Source organism: Nitrospira sp., assembly GCA_030692565.1.
Taxonomy (GTDB): Bacteria; Nitrospirota; Nitrospiria; order Nitrospirales; family Nitrospiraceae; genus Nitrospira_D.
The window spans coordinates 1-15,877 of sequence record JAUYAO010000022.1 but is presented as its reverse complement, the minus strand read 5'-3'; the positions used below and the strand labels follow the sequence as shown (position 1 = coordinate 15,877).

Here is a 15,877-nt window from a genome sequence, read left to right as displayed (position 1 = left end):
TTCCAGTATAACAGAGGGCAGGTTTGACAGGTATCCGTTATAATGAGCGGCACGGTTTGGATATTCTAGAAAGGAGCAGGACATGATGCAGGGGAGCAAGTGGAGCAGGCGCCGGGTGCTCGCGGCCGTCGGTGTGGTCTTGGCGCTCGGGATGTCCGTGAGTGCATCGGCTGCGACACCTGAGCTGAAGGGGAAGTTCGAGATTCTGAAAGACGAGAAATCCACCCATCAACCGGGGAAGGTGAAGCTGATCGAGTTTGCCGATTTCTATTGCCCCCATTGCCATCGCTTTGACGGTGAAGGCGTGGCGCTTCTCAAGAAAGAATTCGGCGACAAGATCGACGTCACGATGGTGGGCTTCCCGGTCTTCCAGGGCAAGTTGCCGACGCCGTTCGATATGTATGAACAGGCCCGGACCATGGGCAAAGGGGACGAGATGAAGAAGGTCCTCTTCCGGACGATTCATACGGACAAGATGACCGGTGTGCTGGATCGGTCGTTGCGCGAAGTCCTGATCAAGGAAGTCGGGCTCGACCCCAAGGCGTTTGAAGAGGGTATGGCCAGCGGGAAGCCGGCCAAGGCCTTAGAAGAGAGCAAGAAGTGGGGCGAGCGTATTAAGGTGCAGCAGACGCCGACGGTCTTGATCGACGGCAACATCAAAGTCGAACAGATCGACCCGGACAATCTGAAGCTGGTGATCCACAGCATCCTGGATGCAGACAAGAGGAAGTGACGCGTAACCAGTGACGGGTGACGAGTGCAGGATAGGACGAGCGAGAAGCTCAAGGCGCCGTTTTTCATCACCCGTCACCTGTCACACTTCACAAGGCCATGATGGCGATTGATCCAATCTGCGGGATGACGGTCGATCCGGCCACGGCTGCCGGCCGGTTTGAGTACAAGGGCCAGACCTACTACTTTTGCGCGACCTCCTGCCTCGATCGGTTTCGTGCCGACCCTGAGAACGCCTTGAAGAAGGCTCAAGCCCCTCTCATCACATTTCCTAAGTCTCCCACTGCACGAAAACCGCTCCCGATGATGATGCCGGCGGCGCCTGCCGCCGCCGGTGTACTCGATCCGGTCTGCGGCATGACGGTGCAGCCAGAAACGGCGGCCGGCTCGCACGTGCACGCCGGAAAAACCTATTACTTCTGTGCGACGGGTTGCCTGACCAAATTCAAGAACGATCCCGCCTATTACTTGCTGCCGCCTGATCAGCGTCCAGTCCGCGAGGTGGCTATTCCGGCCGGTGCGGCAGTCGAGTACATCTGTCCGATGGATCCCGAAATCCTTGAGACGAAGCCGGGCGCCTGCCGTATCTGCGGGATGGCGCTGGAGCCGAAGGTCGTCACGATGGAAGAGGGGCCGAATCCGGAGCTTGACGACATGAGCCGGCGGTTCCGGTGGAGCATCGGGCCCGCCGTCGTGGTGATGATCCTGGCGATGTCGGACATGATTCCCGGTCAACCGCTGCACCAGTGGCTGGGCGGCGCACGACTGAACTGGGCGCAGTGGCTGCTGGCGACCCCGGTCGTGCTCTGGGGCGGGTTTCCGTTTTTTCAACGCGGGTGGGTCTCGATCGTCAATCGGGCTCCGAACATGTTTACCTTGATCGCCATCGGCACCGGCGCCGCCTATGGATTCAGCACCGTCGGTACGGTCGTCCCCGAGTGGCTGCCGGTCTCCTTCCATCAGCATGGCGGCGGCGTGGCGGTGTATTTTGAAGCGGCCGCAATGATCACGGTGCTGGTCCTGCTCGGTCAGATTCTCGAGCTTCGTGCGAGAAGCCAGACGTCATCCGCTATTAAGGGGCTCTTGCGACTGGCTCCTACCACGGCGCGGGTTGTGCGGGACGGCCGGGAGATGGATGTGCCGCTCGACCAGGTGCAGGTCGGGAGCCGGCTGCGGGTGCGGCCGGGTGAGCGCATCCCGGTCGACGGCATCGTGGTCGATGGAGGTTCGGCTGTTGATGAGTCGATGCTGACGGGTGAATCGATGCCGGTGGAGAAGACGGTTGGCACAATGGTGACCGGGGGCACGATGAACGGTACCGGCAGTCTCCTGATGCAGGCGCAGAAGGTCGGCCGAGACACGCTGCTTGCCCGCATTGTGCAGATGGTCAGCGACGCGCAACGGAGCCGGGCGCCGATACAACGGGTGGCCGATACGGCGGCGGGCTACTTTGTTCCGCTGGTCGTCGCAGCCGCGGTCATCACGGCGGGTGCCTGGATCTGGTTTGGCCCGGAACCGAAGCTGGCCTACGCGCTGGTCAATGCGGTGGCGGTGCTCATCATCGCGTGTCCCTGCGCGTTGGGCCTGGCGACACCGATGTCTATTATGGTGGGGACGGGCCGTGGGGCTACGGCCGGTGTGCTGGTGAGGAAAGCTGAGGCGCTGGAAGTGCTCGGCAAGGTGGACACGATCCTCTTCGACAAGACCGGCACACTGACCGAAGGGAAGCCGGTGCTGGCCTCCGTCCGGTTTGTGCCGCCCTATAGCGATCAGGATGTGTTGCGGTTTGCCGCCAGCCTCGAGCAGGGCAGCGAACATCCGCTGGCCGAGGCCATTGTCTCCGGTGCGCGGGCGCGCGACATCACGTTGGCTCCGGTGACGCAGTTTTTGGCTGTGACCGGAAAAGGCGTGACCGGCACCATTGATGGCCAGCCGGTGGCGATCGGGACGGCGGCGTTCTTGAGCGCGAGCGGCGGCGTGGTGGGGCGGACTCTGGACGTGCTGGAGGAAGAGGCGTCCGCATTTCGTGAGCGGGGGCAGACGGTTATGTTTGTGGCGGTGAACGGGAAGGCGGCCGGTTTGTTAGGGGTGGCCGATCCGATTAAGGCTTCCTCGGCGGGCGCCGTCAGGCAATTGAAAGCCGATGGCCTTCGCTTGGTCATGGTGACCGGGGACCATCAGCGCACGGCGGATGCCGTCGCAAAGCAACTCGGGATCGATGAGGTGAGGGCGGGAGTGTTGCCGGAACAGAAGGGGCAGATTGTCAGAGAACTCAAAACCGGCGGTCGGATCGTGGCCATGGCGGGAGACGGAGTGAACGACGCGCCGGCCTTGGCGCTGGCCGATGTCGGCATCGCCATGGGTACGGGTGCCGATATTGCGGTGGAAAATGCCGGCATGACCTTGCTGAAAGGCGATTTGCAGGCGCTCGTGCGGGCGCGCCATTTGAGCGTCGCGACGATGCGCAACATTCGGCAGAATCTCTTCTTTGCCTTTGCCTACAATCTGCTGGGCGTGCCGATTGCCGCCGGGGTACTGTATCCGTTCACCGGGTTGTTGCTGAGTCCTATGATTGCCAGCGCCGCGATGACGTTCAGTTCGGTGTCGGTGATCTCCAATGCGCTCCGGCTGCGGCATATCGAATTATAAGTGCGCTCGTTATTCCTGCATGGTACGCTGGCCACGGCATTTCACTGATTCCACGGCAACGGGCCATTTCGCCATATAACTATGAATCGAACGACGGTTGTCACGGTCTGGACTCTGACTCTCTGCCTGGGAAGCCTCCTGGTAGCCGGGCCGGGCCTGGCTGCGACGCATCTGGTGCCCGTCGCCAACGGGCACGACCTGCAAAACCAGGTGAAGGCGACGGCCATCAAAGTTATTCCTGCTGTCGTGAGCATCGCCTCTACGGTGATGGTGCGCGATCAGGCGTTCAGCGACGAGACGCTCCCGTTCGGTCTGTTCAAGGAACCGCCGGCGCGCCGCCAGTACGGGCAAGGCTCCGGCGTGATCGTTTCGCCGGACGGGTACATCATTACGAACAACCATGTTGTCGCCGACGCGGTGGATGTGGAAGTGATTTTGGCCGATCGGCGGCAATATAAAGGAAAAGTCGTTGCCACCGATCCGAAGACCGATGTGGCGGTGGTGAAGATCAACGCCACCAATCTTCCGACCGTGCCCTGGGCGGATTCCAGCACGTTGGCCGTCGGAGAGTTTGTCTTGGCGATCGGCAACCCGCTCGGGCTGAGCCGGACGGTGACGTTCGGCATCGTCAGCGCGGTCGGGCGGGCGGATGTGGGCGTGGCCGACTTCGAAGATTTCATTCAGACCGATGCGCCGATCAATCCGGGGAATTCCGGCGGGGCGCTCGTGAACGTCAACGGAGAGCTGGTCGGAATCAATACGGCGATCGCGAGCCCGACCGGCGGCAGTGTCGGTGTCGGCTTTGCGATTCCGAGCAATATGGCGCGGGCTGCGATGCAGAGTTTGATCAAGACCGGCCGGGTCGTCCGGGGATTTCTCGGGGCCTCGACTCAGGACGTGAGTCCGTCGCTGGGGAAGATCTTTCGCTTGCCGGACGTCAAGGGCGCGATCGTGACCGATCTGCAAGCCAAGGGATCGGCGGAGCGAGCCGGGCTCAAGCGTGGAGATGTGGTGGTGCGGTTCGACGGCCGGGATGTGATGGACAGCGGGCAGTTGCGCAACCTCGTGGCGCAATCGCCGATCGGCAGCAAACACCGGCTGGACCTCATTCGCGAGGGCAAGGCCTATCAAGCGGAGTTGACGGTGCAGGAAGCTCCGCGTGAACGGGCGAAGAAAGCGCAGAACCCATCCGCCGCTGCTTCAACGGCGCACCCGCTGACGGGCGTGGTCTTCGACGACGTGACTCCGCCGCTGGCCCGTCAGATGGATCTGGCCGTCAACAGCGGCGTGGTGGTGACGGATATCGAAGAAGGCAGTCTCGCGGAGTCCTCAGGCCTGCAACCGGGCGACGTGGTGCTCGAACTCAACCGGCAGGCCATCCACAACTTTGCGACCTTCCAGCGCCTTGCCGACCCTCTCAAGCCCAGCGATCTCGCGCTCCTGCTCGTCAACCGGCAGGGCAATGCGTTATACATCCCCATCCAGGGCGAGTAGTTCTCCCGCCATTGCCGAGCAGGCCGATCACGGGCCTTGCCCTGTCTTGACGCGTGCGTTCCGTCAGTGCTACGTTCCTTAAAATCGTAGCACTGGAGAAGCATGAAAAAGCTGGTTCGGTTCGGCGTCTCTCTCGATCATCATCTGCTCGATGCCTTCGATCAACATATCGAGCGGCGGAAGTATACCAACCGCTCTGAAGCCCTGCGCGATTTGATCCGGGATAATCTCGTCGGGCAGGAATGGGATCAGAATAAGGAAACGGTCGGCACGATCACGTTCGTCTACGATCATCATGTGCGCGATCTCACGAGCAAGCTCACCGATATTCAGCACGACTATCACGGAAAGATTTTGTCCGGCATGCATGTGCATCTGGATCACGACCATTGCCTGGAAGTGCTGGTCGTGAAGGGGAAAGGCTCGGAGATCAGGAAGATCGCCGACGCGTTGGTGAGCGTGAAAGGCGTGAAGCACGGCAAGCTGACCATGACCACGACCGGTAAAGGTCTGGATTAATCCGTGCGGGTCTGTGTGATCGATGGTCGAGGCGGGGGCCTGGGCTGTCAGTTGGTGTTGGGGCTGAAGGCGGCCTTGGGGCCGGAGTGCCAGATTGTCGCCCTGGGGACGAACGTGGCCGCCGCCGAAGCGATGAAGCGTGCCGGGGCCGAGCAGGCGGCCGCCGGCCCCCAGGCTATTATGAGCACGGTTCCGACGGTTGATGTCATTGTGGCATCGTTGAACATGGTGCTGCCCGGTGCCATGTTGGGTGAGGTTACTCCTGAGATTGTGACAGCGATTCTTGCGGCAAAGGCCAAGAAGGTGTTGTTGCCGCTGAATCGAGCTCAGGTTGAGATTGTGGGAAGCGAAGATCGGACCTTGGATATGTTGATCGCCCGATCTCTCACGCGTGTCCATGCCTTAGTGCAGCCGGCCTACCGGGCGTAACAACGTGTATCATTCGGTTGTGAGTTGCGAGGCCACGAGGGTCTACGCCAGTCGATGAGTCGGCTGTCGCTTGATCATCGTGGGCGTCTCATCCGTCCACACAGGTGCCATAGGGAGTGGTGGATATGAGGCGTCATGTAGTCGCAGTTATCGTTATGTGTCTTGCGGTGAGTGGCATTGAGCGAGCCGCGGCCCATGATCCGGATGTGCCGGAATTGGAAGTCCCTGAGGTCTCCGTGATCGGCGAGCGGCCGGTGGCGGCCTCCTCTCAGCAATTCATTCCCGATAAAGAATATCTTCTTCAGCCGCAGGGCCGTCCGGCCCAGGTGTTGCGGTTGATTCCAGGTTTTCTCGCGGTCGAACATTCCGGCGGAGCGGGGAAGGCCGATCAATACTTTCTGCGCGGGTTCGATGCCGATCATGGGACCGATGTCGCATTCTTTGCCGACGGGATGCCGATCAATCTGCGCTCGCATGGCCATGGCCAGGGGTATACCGACCTCAATTTCATCATTCCTGAAACCATTGAAGGCCTGGACGTCAACAAGGGGGCCTATCTTCCCGAGTACGGCGACTTTGCGACGGCGGGGGCCGTGAACTTTCGCACCCGCGATGTGGTCAAGGAAGGGGTGGTGCAGTCGGCAGGCGGACAGTTCAGTACCACTCGCAATCTCCTGATGTTCTCGCCGACGACAGAGAAGGTTCGCACGCTCATTGCCGCGGAAGGCTATTACACCAACGGTCCGTTCCAGAGCGACAACCGCTACTTCCGCGCCAACCTCTTCGGGAAGCTGACGACGAATCTCAGCGGGCGGGATGAACTGAGCATCACCGGGACGTTTCACAAGGCGCAGTGGAATGCCTCCGGTGAAATTCCGTTGCGCGCCGTCACCGATGGGTCTCTCGATCGGTTTGGGGCGATCGACCCGTCGGAGGGCGGTAAAACCATGCGCAGCACGGCCAAGCTGAAATACCACTACGACACCACGTCAGGCGGGCAGTTCTTTGCGAATGCCTATGCCCAGCACTATCAGCTGGATCTCTATACGAACTTTACGTTCTTCCAAAACGATCCGGTCAACGGCGACGGAATTGTCCAGTCCGATCGCCGGGTGGTGTACGGCGGCGATCTCGGCTACAAGCAGCGTGGCGAGGTGCTCGGGTTGCCGGCCATCGGCACGATCGGCTTTCAAGCCAGAGTGGACGACATCCATGCCAAGCTTGGGACGCAGACGACGCGCGTCATGACCGGAACCACTACCGATACCGACATTCTGGAAGCGTCCTATGCCCCCTTCGTCAAAGCCGAGGTGCAGCCGACGGACTGGCTGCGGCTGGCCGGCGGTCTTCGCGGTGAAACTTTCACCTTCGATGTCCGGAACCGCTGCGCGACCTGTGCGGAGCAACCGGCCGGTCGGAAGAGCTCCGGCATTGTTTTGCCGAAGATGAATCTGATTCTGGGTCCCTGGGCCGGCACCGAGTTCTTCGCGAACTACGGAGAGGGGTACCATAGCAACGATGCGCGGTCTGCGGTAGCGCTAGGCTCATCGCCCCTTGCGCGAGCCAGGAGTTATGAAGGGGGCGTGCGGTCGAGACCCTTCGGCGCCGATGGCGTGGAATTGATCGCGACACTGTGGCGCCTCGACCTCAAATCGGAACTTGTTTTTGTCGGCGACGAAGGCACGACGGAGATTCGCGGGGCGACCAGACGGGAAGGCGTGGAAGTCGCTGCCCGAGGGCAGGTGTGGGGGCCGCTGTACTTCAACGGGAGTGTGACCTGGACCAAGGCGGAGTTCCGCAACGGCGATGCCATTCCCTTGGCCCCTGAAGTGACCGCGTACGGGGCACTCCTCTTGAAGTGGCCTGAGGGTCTGACGTCGCAACTGCAGGCGACCTATCTCGGTGTGCGGCCGCTGATCGAAGATCGCAGCATCAAGTCGCCGGCCTGGATCGACTTCGACTTGTCGGAGCGCTATCAACTGCCGATCAAGCTGCCGCATGGTCGCATGGAGGCGTTCCTGTTTATCCAGAATCTCTTCAATACGAAATGGGAACAGGCGACCTTTGCGTTCTCCTCTCAGTTGCGCAACGAAACGGCGGCCGTGCAAGATATCCATTTTGTGCCGGGGAATCCGCGGATGGTCATGGGCGGTCTAGCCTGGTACTTCTAAGGTGCCTGCTGAAAACGTCTTCTCACGGCGTTCTCGGCTCGAAAGCATCCTCACCGTACCCCACCGGGGAGGAGCTGCATCGCAGCTCGGGGGTGGGCGGGTGAGAAGGGTACGCCTCCGGTGCTTTCGTCGCCTGCGGCCTTGTGAGAAGGGCGTTTTGAGCAGGCACAGGAGATGACGATGAGGATGCACCGAAAAGTTCTTTCCCGGCAGCACTTCTCTCGTCCCACCGTTCAAGTCGCTCGGTCGTTGATCGGCAAGTATCTCGTCCGGTTCATTGACGGGCGTGAGATCGCGGGAAAGATTATCGAAGTCGAGGCCTATGTCGGCCCGCGGGATAAGGCCTGCCATGCCTCCAAAGGAAAAACGCAAAGAACCGAGGTGATGTTCGGTCCAAGCGGCATGGCCTACGTGTATCTCATTTACGGGATGCATCACTGTTTGAATGTCGTGACGGAGCGGGAGGAGTTTCCTGCGGCGGTACTGATCCGGGCGATTGAAGTCGATGAAGTGCTGATCGATGGTCCCGGGCGGCTCTGCCGCGCATTGCACATTGACCGGAGCTTGAATCGAATCGATCTGACGGCTCGGGAGTCACTCTGGTTTGAGGATCGGGGAAGCCGGATCTTGCGGCGGCAGGTAGCCGCGCTCCCCAGAATCGGTGTCGACTATGCCGGTGCTTGGGCGAAGAAACCTTGGCGATTTCGATTGCACCGGGCGGAGAATGCGAGGCCGAGGCGAAGCCAGGAGTAGGAGTCGAAGGGGCGCAGAGCTCGTCCAGGGATTTGGCGATGGGGGCAAAAGAAAACGGGGCCGTCGTATCACTTACGACGGCCCCGTTTCATGTGCGATAGCAGGTCGACTACTCGATCTTGCGATCGGTGCCAATCTTGGTGGCGGAAGTGACCGGAGGAGCAATCTGGATCTGCGGACCCTGCACCTTCGGAAGCCGTCCGGCTCCGGCGCTCTCGACGATCCGGGCATTGTCGGTCTTGGTCAGGTTCTGCTGGGAGCTCTTGATGGAGTCCGCGGATTTGAGTAGGGTTGCTTCGCCACGGGCATCGGATTGACCCGGATCATTGGCCGTTGGTTGGCCAGTGACGGGGCTGCCGCTGTTCTTCATCGGATAACCCTCATGCTTTGGGAGCAGCGCGGGGTTGGCCGAGGCCAGCGACAACGTGAAAAGCACACCGGACAAGGTCGCAATAGTGCCGAGTACGAGCTTCATACCCTACTCCTTTGAAAATGGTGACTGGAAAAAATACGTTTAAAAACAGTAAATTTCTTAGGCCGAATCAAGTGGGGGCGATCATAGCGATGGGGGGGTATCTCTGTCAAGCGAGAAAGCGAGGCCAAGAATCATGGCGCGGGGGAACTATCCTACTGAAAAGAGTCGCCGGTCCGGAGCGACGGCCATCTGCCGACGAGGAGAGGCTGTAGCGGCCATGAGAGGCTAGGCCGTAGGTCTCCGAGCCGGTCTCCGGCCCCGCCCGCGATGGCGGAAAGCCGGTCCTCGGCTCACGCCGGGGAGGCGAATCGTCAGCGTGGTGCCTTCGCCGGGGGCGCTGGCAATGGCAATCGATCCGCCATGCTCTTCGATGATTTTCTTGACGGTCGCGAGGCCCAAGCCGGTTCCGGACCGCTTCGTCGTAAAGAACGGCTCGAAGACCTTGTCGAGAATTTCAGCCGGAATAGGGGCGCCATCGTTCTTGATGAGGATCTGTACTTCAATGCCGCGGCCGGCGCGATGTTGGGTCACTTGAATGTGCAGATGGCCGCCGGGAGTCATGGCCTCGCCGGCATTCTTGAAGATGCTCAGAAAGACCTGCTGGAGTTTTGCTTCATCGCCGCGCACCGGGGCGATTTGCGTCGCGTAGTCCTTTGTGACTTGGATGCGCGTGACCTCCAGATCGGTTCCCACCACTACTAACGCGCTTTCGAGCACTTCGGGAATGCGGCAGAGGCGTCGGTTCAGTTCGAGTGGCTTTGCGAAATCGAGGATCTCGTTCAGGATCGCTTCGACCCGGATCAAATCACGCATGGCGTTTTCGACGCGGGTTTGCGGATCAAAATCAAGAATGCCTTCGGCGGTCACTTCTTCCAGCTGGGAACGGATGGCTCCGATCGGCTCCCGGATTTCCGTGGCAAGGAAGGCGCTGAACTCTCCGATGGCGGCTTGCCGCTCCTGCTTGCGGATCACCGGCTCCAGAATCGTCGGCGCCGCATCGGAGACGACGGCGTTGTCGGATCCGGCTTCCGGCTGGGCCACCGGGACTACGACCGGGGCTGGCGGCGCTTGGAGGAGGTCGGCGAGCTTCAGGATGATCGGTTCCAATGTGCGGGCGTCAGTGGCTTGGTAGCGCCCTGCCTCTTTCGACCCGAGCGTCAGCGTTCCGCCGACTTGCCCGCGGACAAAGAACGGAACCACGAGAGAGGAGACGAACCGTTCTTTATACAGATGCTTATGGTCGAGGAAGCGCCCTTGGGTCGAGGCCAGGTCATGGTCGACACGAGGCTTCCGGTGCCTGACGGCCCAGCCGGAGGCCGAGCTATCGAGTGTGAGCCGGTGCCCGGCGCGCATGTCCTTCTTGCTGTCCTTCTCGCTCTTCTGATCGCCGGCCACGCCGAGCACTTCCATGCTGCCCGCGAGGGGATCGTAATAACAGGCCCAGGCCCGGTCATACGTCGTGTACTGGCTCGCTTCTTCCAGCACCTTGATGATTTTTTCTTCCAACTCAGGCGTGAATTGCGCGGTCGGTGCGGCAAACATTTCCGCGACCGCCGGAGCGGCCGGTGCCGGCTCGCGAGACACATAGGGGCGGCTAAGCACCACATTCATGTCGAACAGGCCTTCGCGCTCCAACGCCTTCGTGATGTCGTCGCCGGCCTGTTCAATCAGGCCTTTTTCCTTCTTGGCGAAGGTGGCATTTTCTTTTCGGGCGATAACAAGAAAACCGTAGGTGCGCTGGCGATGGCGGAGCGGCATGCCGAGGAGCGACTTGGCGCCAGGCGTAATGAGCCGCAATCGGACGGTGCGCCCGGCTTCCTGATCGTTCGGTATGGATTGGATCGCAGCCTGGGTTGAGAGCGTCCGTAAAATGGCTTGCACGTCGCGCGGGGTAAAGCCGCGGGCGGCATGGCTGACGAGCGGCCCTTGATCCTGGTGGAAGATGGCGGCGAGCGCCGAATCCGTCCCGAGTTCATTCAGGGCGGTATTCAACGTCCGTTGCAAATGGGTTTCAGCGTTCTGTTTCGATTGCGTCGCAGGCATGGTCATGGGTAGCGTTCTCGATTAAGGGATCGCATTCTAGCAACGATGGAGGGGTGATGCAATGACACGGGTATAGATAGTTCAGTCTGGATTGATAATCTTCGGAGCCCGGCGTTCGACGATGACCTGCTCAACCGGCGGCGGTTCGAGTCGGCGCATGTTCAAGAGGCTGGTGACGATGCTGATGACCAGCGCACCGCCGACGGCCGGCCAGAATCCCGACACGGTAAAATCTTTCACGAGGTAGGCGGTGAATTCCAGAAGCAGGGCATTCACCACCACGAGGAACAGTCCTAGCGACAGGACGATCAGCGGGAGCGTGAGGATCAAGAGAATCGGCCGCAGGATGAGATTCAAAAACGTCAGCACCAGGACGGCGGCCACGCCCGCGGTCAACGTCGCGGCTTCGATGCCGGGCACGATGGCTACGGCCAGAAAGACCGCAATACCGGTCGTGATCACGCGGGTGAGCGCGGCCCGCAGCCCGCCGTGGAAGGGGGAGGCCTGCGCGAATCGGGATATCTGAATCCTCTCCATGCCGGACGGAGCCTCTATTGCGCCGCAGGCGCCTGCGGCGGTGCCACTTTTTTCGCCGCGGAGTAATGCACTTCCGTTGCCGTCAACGTCTTTTTGTCCTTGGTCGCTTCGATCACCACACGATCGCCAATCGCAGGGAGTTCCGTCGACGACGGATTGCCCTTGGCCTTGAAGTGGGTTTGTTTGGTCAGCGTCACCGAGACCACTTTCCCCTTGGGAGTTTTGACTTCGATGTGGGTACCGTCGATCGCCGTGACGGTGCCCAGCACATGCTGGCCCGACCCGTGGGCCCAGGCGGCGGAGGACGTGAACACGAGCGCGAAGGCCAATAGAAGGTGTCGTACCATGGTCGGTGCCAGCTCCTTATGAAAAGTATTAATGATGATGACCGGACCCTGCTGTCGTGGCAGCCGAGTCATCGCCTTGAAGAAATTTATCGAAGGCCGCTTCCTCGTCCGCCGCATGCTGGGACTTCGGATTCAGCGACTTCATCGTGTCCAGTTCCTGAGGTGTGAGTTTGGGCAAATGGCGAATGAAATGCACCAGCTTCCAGCTATCGAGATCCTGCTCCGGATCGCCTTCGCCCCAGGCCGGCATGGCAGTAAAGCGAATGCCATTATGAATTACCCAGAAGAGTTCGCCGTCCGACATGGTCTGGGTCGGTGATTCGCGCAGATCCGGCGCTTTCGGATAGACATTCTTGCCGATCGGCGTTTGGCCGCTGCCGTCGTTTGCGTGGCAGGTGGCGCAGTGATCGGCAAAGTGGGCCAATCCATCCTGCACCACGTCCGGGGTGACCGGCACAGGATTCGGCTTGTTGCGGTGCTCAAGCGGAATAGCCAGATAGCGGACTTGCCGCGCCAGTAAGACTTCAAGCGGATTGGGTTCGGCTTTGGCGCTGAACCCGGTTGTGAACATCTGATAGCCGAACCAGCCCAGCAACGCCAGTCCGCCGACAACCAGGATCATGATCATACCGATGAGTTTGGCTTTCATACGAGCAAGTCACTATACAAAGTCTGCCGGAGAATTGCCAACGACTACGAGGCGACAGGGCGCTGCGATGTCTCGACCAGGCGAGATGCGAGCAGGATGAGCATCGGCACGTGCATGAGCAAGCCGCTCAACCCCATGAAGGACTCGCCGATCCAGAAGGTCATCGCGAGGTTGAAGACCAAGACTCCGTAGTAGAGACCGACTCCAAGAAGGAGCGTGAGCGTGGTGGCGGCCGAGGGGAAGGAATTCAGCGCGGGCAACCGGCGGTCGAGGGGAAAGTAGATGGCGAGCGAAATCAGTCCGACGACGGCCCAGCCGACGTAGTTGGCGAAGGGCACACCGAAGTGCCAGCCGGGATCAGGGTAGTAGTAGATCTTGCCGAGGAACCAGCGATCACCGCGGAGCGCGACCGGGTCGATGACCATATCGATGAAGGCAAATAGCAGCGCTGTCAGAATCCAGAGGCGCCAGCTTGTGCGTGTGTTGATGTCCAGGCGCAGGGATCTCAGAGGCAGCGCGGCGGCGGTGCGATCGATCGGCTGCAAGAGACAGAGCGCCACGCAATAGGCGGCGTAGAGCAGGAAGCTGAACGAGATCGAATCCATGAACGGGATGTTGGAAAAATACAGTTCCTGTCCAAGCGTCGAACCGTTGTAGTGGTACCAGCCGAAGGGGATGCCGTTGCGCGTTGAGGAGTATTCGCAGACGAAGGCCGTGGCCCAGCTGATCAACCAGAAGCGCCAGGTGCGAGGCCAGCCGATCAATTGGATTGCGGCAAAGAGAAAAGCCGCCAGGAAGACGAAGACGTAGGGACGGAAGAGGATAGTTTTGAAGAAGAGGGTGACGTACTCCACAGTGGCGGAGCCTCAGGCGTAGTGGTGATCGCGGAACCATCGCACCGCTTTTTCGAGCGCGACTTCCGGCGGTGTTTGGGGGATCCCGAGTTCGCGGATCGCTTTGCTGCAATCGTAGTGCATCTTGTACTTGGCCATCTTCACCCCTTCCAGCGGAATGCGCGGGGGGATGCCGGTCACCCAGGAGAAGGCCAGATTCAGGTAGGCCAACGGGAGAATGAGCTCCCGCGGGAGCTTCACGGTTGGCATGTTGACGCCGGTCAAGCGACTCAAGATCTCGAAGACTTCCCGCAACATCAGATTCTTCGTGCCGAGAATATAGCGTTCGCCGATTCGACCTTTCTGCATGGCGAGGAGATGGCCGGCGGCGACATCATCGACATCGACGATGTTCATGCCCGTCTCAATATAGGCCGGCATGCGGCCTCTCATGAACTCGACGATCATCTGCCCGGTGGGAGTCGGCTTGACGTCGCCTTCGCCGACCGGCGCGCTGGGATTGACGATCACGACCGGCAGCCCCTGTTGGGCCAGCTTCAGGACTTCCAGCTCGGCCAGGTACTTTGAGCGTTTGTAGTGGCCGGCCATTTGTTCGAGCGACACCGGCGTGTCTTCGGTGCCCAACCCGCCTCCCGGCGGCAGCCCGATTGCGCCGATGGTGCTGCAGTAGACGATGCGTTCCGTACCGACGTCCCGCGCGGCTTCCAGCAGATTTTTCGTGCCGGTCACATTCACATCGTAGAAGATGGCCGGATTGCGAGCCCAGAGCGCGTAGTGCGCGGCGACGTGGTACAGCTGCTGGCAGCCGATGAGGGCCTTGCGCAGCGATTCCTTGTCGCGCAGGTCGCCGTAGGCTCCGTCGATCTTAAATTGTTGCAGATTGGAGAAGTCGCTGTCGCGGCGGGCCAACACACGAACCTCGACGCCGGTCTTGATCAAGGCGCGGACGACTGCCGCGCCGACGAATCCAGTTGCGCCTGTGACCAGAGCTTTCATAGGGGAGTGACGGGTGACCAGTGACGGGTGACGAGTGACAATAAAATGAGGTCGTTCGAGATGCCGGCGTGTCTTCGCTTGTCACGCGTCACGCATCACCTGTCACGTTTAGTTCCGACGGCTGGTGATATACCGCGCAATCTCGCGGAGCGGATCGGCCGAAGGGCCGAAGGATGACAGCCGATTGATCGCGCGTGCGACGCAGTCGTCCGCCAGTTTCTTGGCGCCATCCACCCCGTAAAACGTCGGATAGGTTTTCTTGCCCCGCTCGGCATCTGTGTTGGGATTTTTGCCGAGTTCTTCGCGGGTGCCGGTCACATTCAGGACATCGTCGGCGATCTGGAAGGCCAGGCCGATATCCTCGGCGTAACCTGTCATGTCGTCGAGCTGCCGATCGGTCGCCCCGGCGGCGATGGCACCCATCCGCACGGCTGCGCGCATCAACATGCCGGTCTTGTGTTTGTGAATATTCTGCAGCGTCGGCAGGTCGATATCCTTGTTCTCGGCTTGAATGTCGAACACCTGGCCGCCGACCATGCCCACGTTGCCGGAGCCGTAGGCCAGTTCCTGAATCAAGCGGACCTGCCGCATCGGATCGCAGCCCTTCATCAGATCGGGCCGGCTGCAGAGATCGAAGGCCATGGTCAGCAGGGCGTCGCCGGCGAGGATCGCCATCGCTTCGCCGTAGACTTTGTGATTGGTCGGTTTCCCGCGGCGGAAGTCGTCGTTGTCCATCGAGGGCAGATCATCGTGAATCAGCGAATAGGTATGGATGAACTCCAGCGAGCAGGCGACGGCCATCAATCCCGGTGGTGTCGTTCCCAAGGCTTCCGCCGCGGCGATCGTCAGAATCGGCCGCACTCGCTTGCCGCCCGCCATGAGGCTATAGCGCATGCTCTCGTGCAACGTCGTCGGCGGCGTCGTGGCCGGGGGGCTCACGTCATCCAGGAAGCGATCCACCGCGATCCGCTTTTGTTCGAGATAGTCCTTAATGTTCATGGAGATAAAAAGAGGTTTATCACGACCGGCTCTGAATTTTTTGGAGAGTAACAAAAGGCCTGGTGGGTGTCAAACGAGGAGAAAGGCGGTGTCAAGCCACAGTAGAAATGTCCTCTTTCTCCCATAGTAGAAATGTCCGGTTTAGGCGATGCCCGCCGCCGCGCGTGTTGTCCCTTCCGGCAGCAGGCGTTTGCGCCACGGATGAGCCGAGGTCGGCTTGACCGGACGCC

15 protein-coding genes are annotated in these 15,877 nt (G+C 60.5%); 7 read left to right on the top strand and 8 right to left on the bottom strand.

Annotation, left to right across the window (positions count from 1 at the left end):
• Nucleotides 1-82: 82 nt before the first annotated feature.
• From Q8N04_04790 to Q8N04_04760, 7 genes are all read left to right on the top strand, one after another.
• A complete protein-coding gene (locus Q8N04_04790; protein MDP3089970.1) occupies nucleotides 83-733 on the top strand; it encodes a thioredoxin domain-containing protein in 651 nt (216 codons plus the stop codon).
• A gap of 98 nt (nucleotides 734-831) precedes the next feature.
• Nucleotides 832-3,381, top strand: a complete 2,550-nt coding sequence (locus Q8N04_04785) for a heavy metal translocating P-type ATPase (GenBank protein ID MDP3089969.1) — start codon at nucleotides 832-834, stop codon at nucleotides 3,379-3,381.
• A gap of 81 nt (nucleotides 3,382-3,462) precedes the next feature.
• Nucleotides 3,463-4,875: a Do family serine endopeptidase gene (locus Q8N04_04780; GenBank protein ID MDP3089968.1), complete on the top strand. Its 1,413-nt coding sequence runs from the start codon at nucleotides 3,463-3,465 to the stop codon at nucleotides 4,873-4,875.
• Nucleotides 4,876-4,977: 102 nt separating this feature from the next.
• Nucleotides 4,978-5,394 carry a nickel-responsive transcriptional regulator NikR gene (gene nikR / locus Q8N04_04775; GenBank protein MDP3089967.1) on the top strand — a complete coding sequence of 139 codons (417 nt, stop codon included), beginning with the start codon at nucleotides 4,978-4,980 and terminating at the stop codon, nucleotides 5,392-5,394.
• A 3-nt stretch (nucleotides 5,395-5,397) separates the two neighbouring features.
• Nucleotides 5,398-5,823, top strand: coding sequence for a DUF3842 family protein (locus Q8N04_04770; protein MDP3089966.1), 426 nt, complete (start codon nucleotides 5,398-5,400; stop codon nucleotides 5,821-5,823).
• 125 nt (nucleotides 5,824-5,948) lie between these two features.
• Nucleotides 5,949-7,994, top strand: coding sequence for a TonB-dependent receptor plug domain-containing protein (locus tag Q8N04_04765; GenBank protein MDP3089965.1), 2,046 nt, complete (start codon nucleotides 5,949-5,951; stop codon nucleotides 7,992-7,994).
• Nucleotides 7,995-8,174: 180 nt separating this feature from the next.
• The gene (locus Q8N04_04760) at nucleotides 8,175-8,747 is read left to right on the top strand and encodes a DNA-3-methyladenine glycosylase (GenBank protein MDP3089964.1); all 573 of its coding nucleotides are present in this window, start codon (nucleotides 8,175-8,177) and stop codon (nucleotides 8,745-8,747) included.
• 109 nt (nucleotides 8,748-8,856) lie between these two features.
• Here Q8N04_04760 and Q8N04_04755 read toward each other — a convergent pair whose 3' ends face one another.
• From Q8N04_04755 to Q8N04_04720, 8 genes are all read right to left on the bottom strand, one after another.
• The gene (locus Q8N04_04755; GenBank protein MDP3089963.1) at nucleotides 8,857-9,222 is read right to left on the bottom strand and encodes a hypothetical protein; all 366 of its coding nucleotides are present in this window, start codon (nucleotides 9,220-9,222) and stop codon (nucleotides 8,857-8,859) included.
• A gap of 225 nt (nucleotides 9,223-9,447) precedes the next feature.
• Nucleotides 9,448-11,271 carry an ATP-binding protein gene (locus Q8N04_04750; GenBank protein MDP3089962.1) on the bottom strand — a complete coding sequence of 608 codons (1,824 nt, stop codon included), beginning with the start codon at nucleotides 11,269-11,271 and terminating at the stop codon, nucleotides 9,448-9,450.
• Between the two features lie 75 nt (nucleotides 11,272-11,346).
• Nucleotides 11,347-11,802: a phage holin family protein gene (locus Q8N04_04745; protein MDP3089961.1), complete on the bottom strand. Its 456-nt coding sequence runs from the start codon at nucleotides 11,800-11,802 to the stop codon at nucleotides 11,347-11,349.
• A 14-nt stretch (nucleotides 11,803-11,816) separates the two neighbouring features.
• Nucleotides 11,817-12,149 (bottom strand): DUF5666 domain-containing protein, encoded by a 333-nt coding sequence (locus Q8N04_04740; protein ID MDP3089960.1) that lies wholly within the window; start codon nucleotides 12,147-12,149, stop codon nucleotides 11,817-11,819.
• A 28-nt stretch (nucleotides 12,150-12,177) separates the two neighbouring features.
• Entirely contained in the window at nucleotides 12,178-12,798 is a 621-nt protein-coding gene (locus Q8N04_04735; protein MDP3089959.1) for a cytochrome c, read from the bottom strand.
• A gap of 44 nt (nucleotides 12,799-12,842) precedes the next feature.
• The gene (locus tag Q8N04_04730; protein MDP3089958.1) at nucleotides 12,843-13,652 is read right to left on the bottom strand and encodes a carotenoid biosynthesis protein; all 810 of its coding nucleotides are present in this window, start codon (nucleotides 13,650-13,652) and stop codon (nucleotides 12,843-12,845) included.
• Between the two features lie 12 nt (nucleotides 13,653-13,664).
• Nucleotides 13,665-14,648, bottom strand: a complete 984-nt coding sequence (locus tag Q8N04_04725) for an NAD-dependent epimerase/dehydratase family protein (GenBank protein MDP3089957.1) — start codon at nucleotides 14,646-14,648, stop codon at nucleotides 13,665-13,667.
• Nucleotides 14,649-14,756: 108 nt separating this feature from the next.
• Complete coding sequence (locus Q8N04_04720; protein ID MDP3089956.1) at nucleotides 14,757-15,647, bottom strand: polyprenyl synthetase family protein; 891 nt, start codon at nucleotides 15,645-15,647, stop codon at nucleotides 14,757-14,759.
• Nucleotides 15,648-15,877 lie beyond the last annotated feature (230 nt).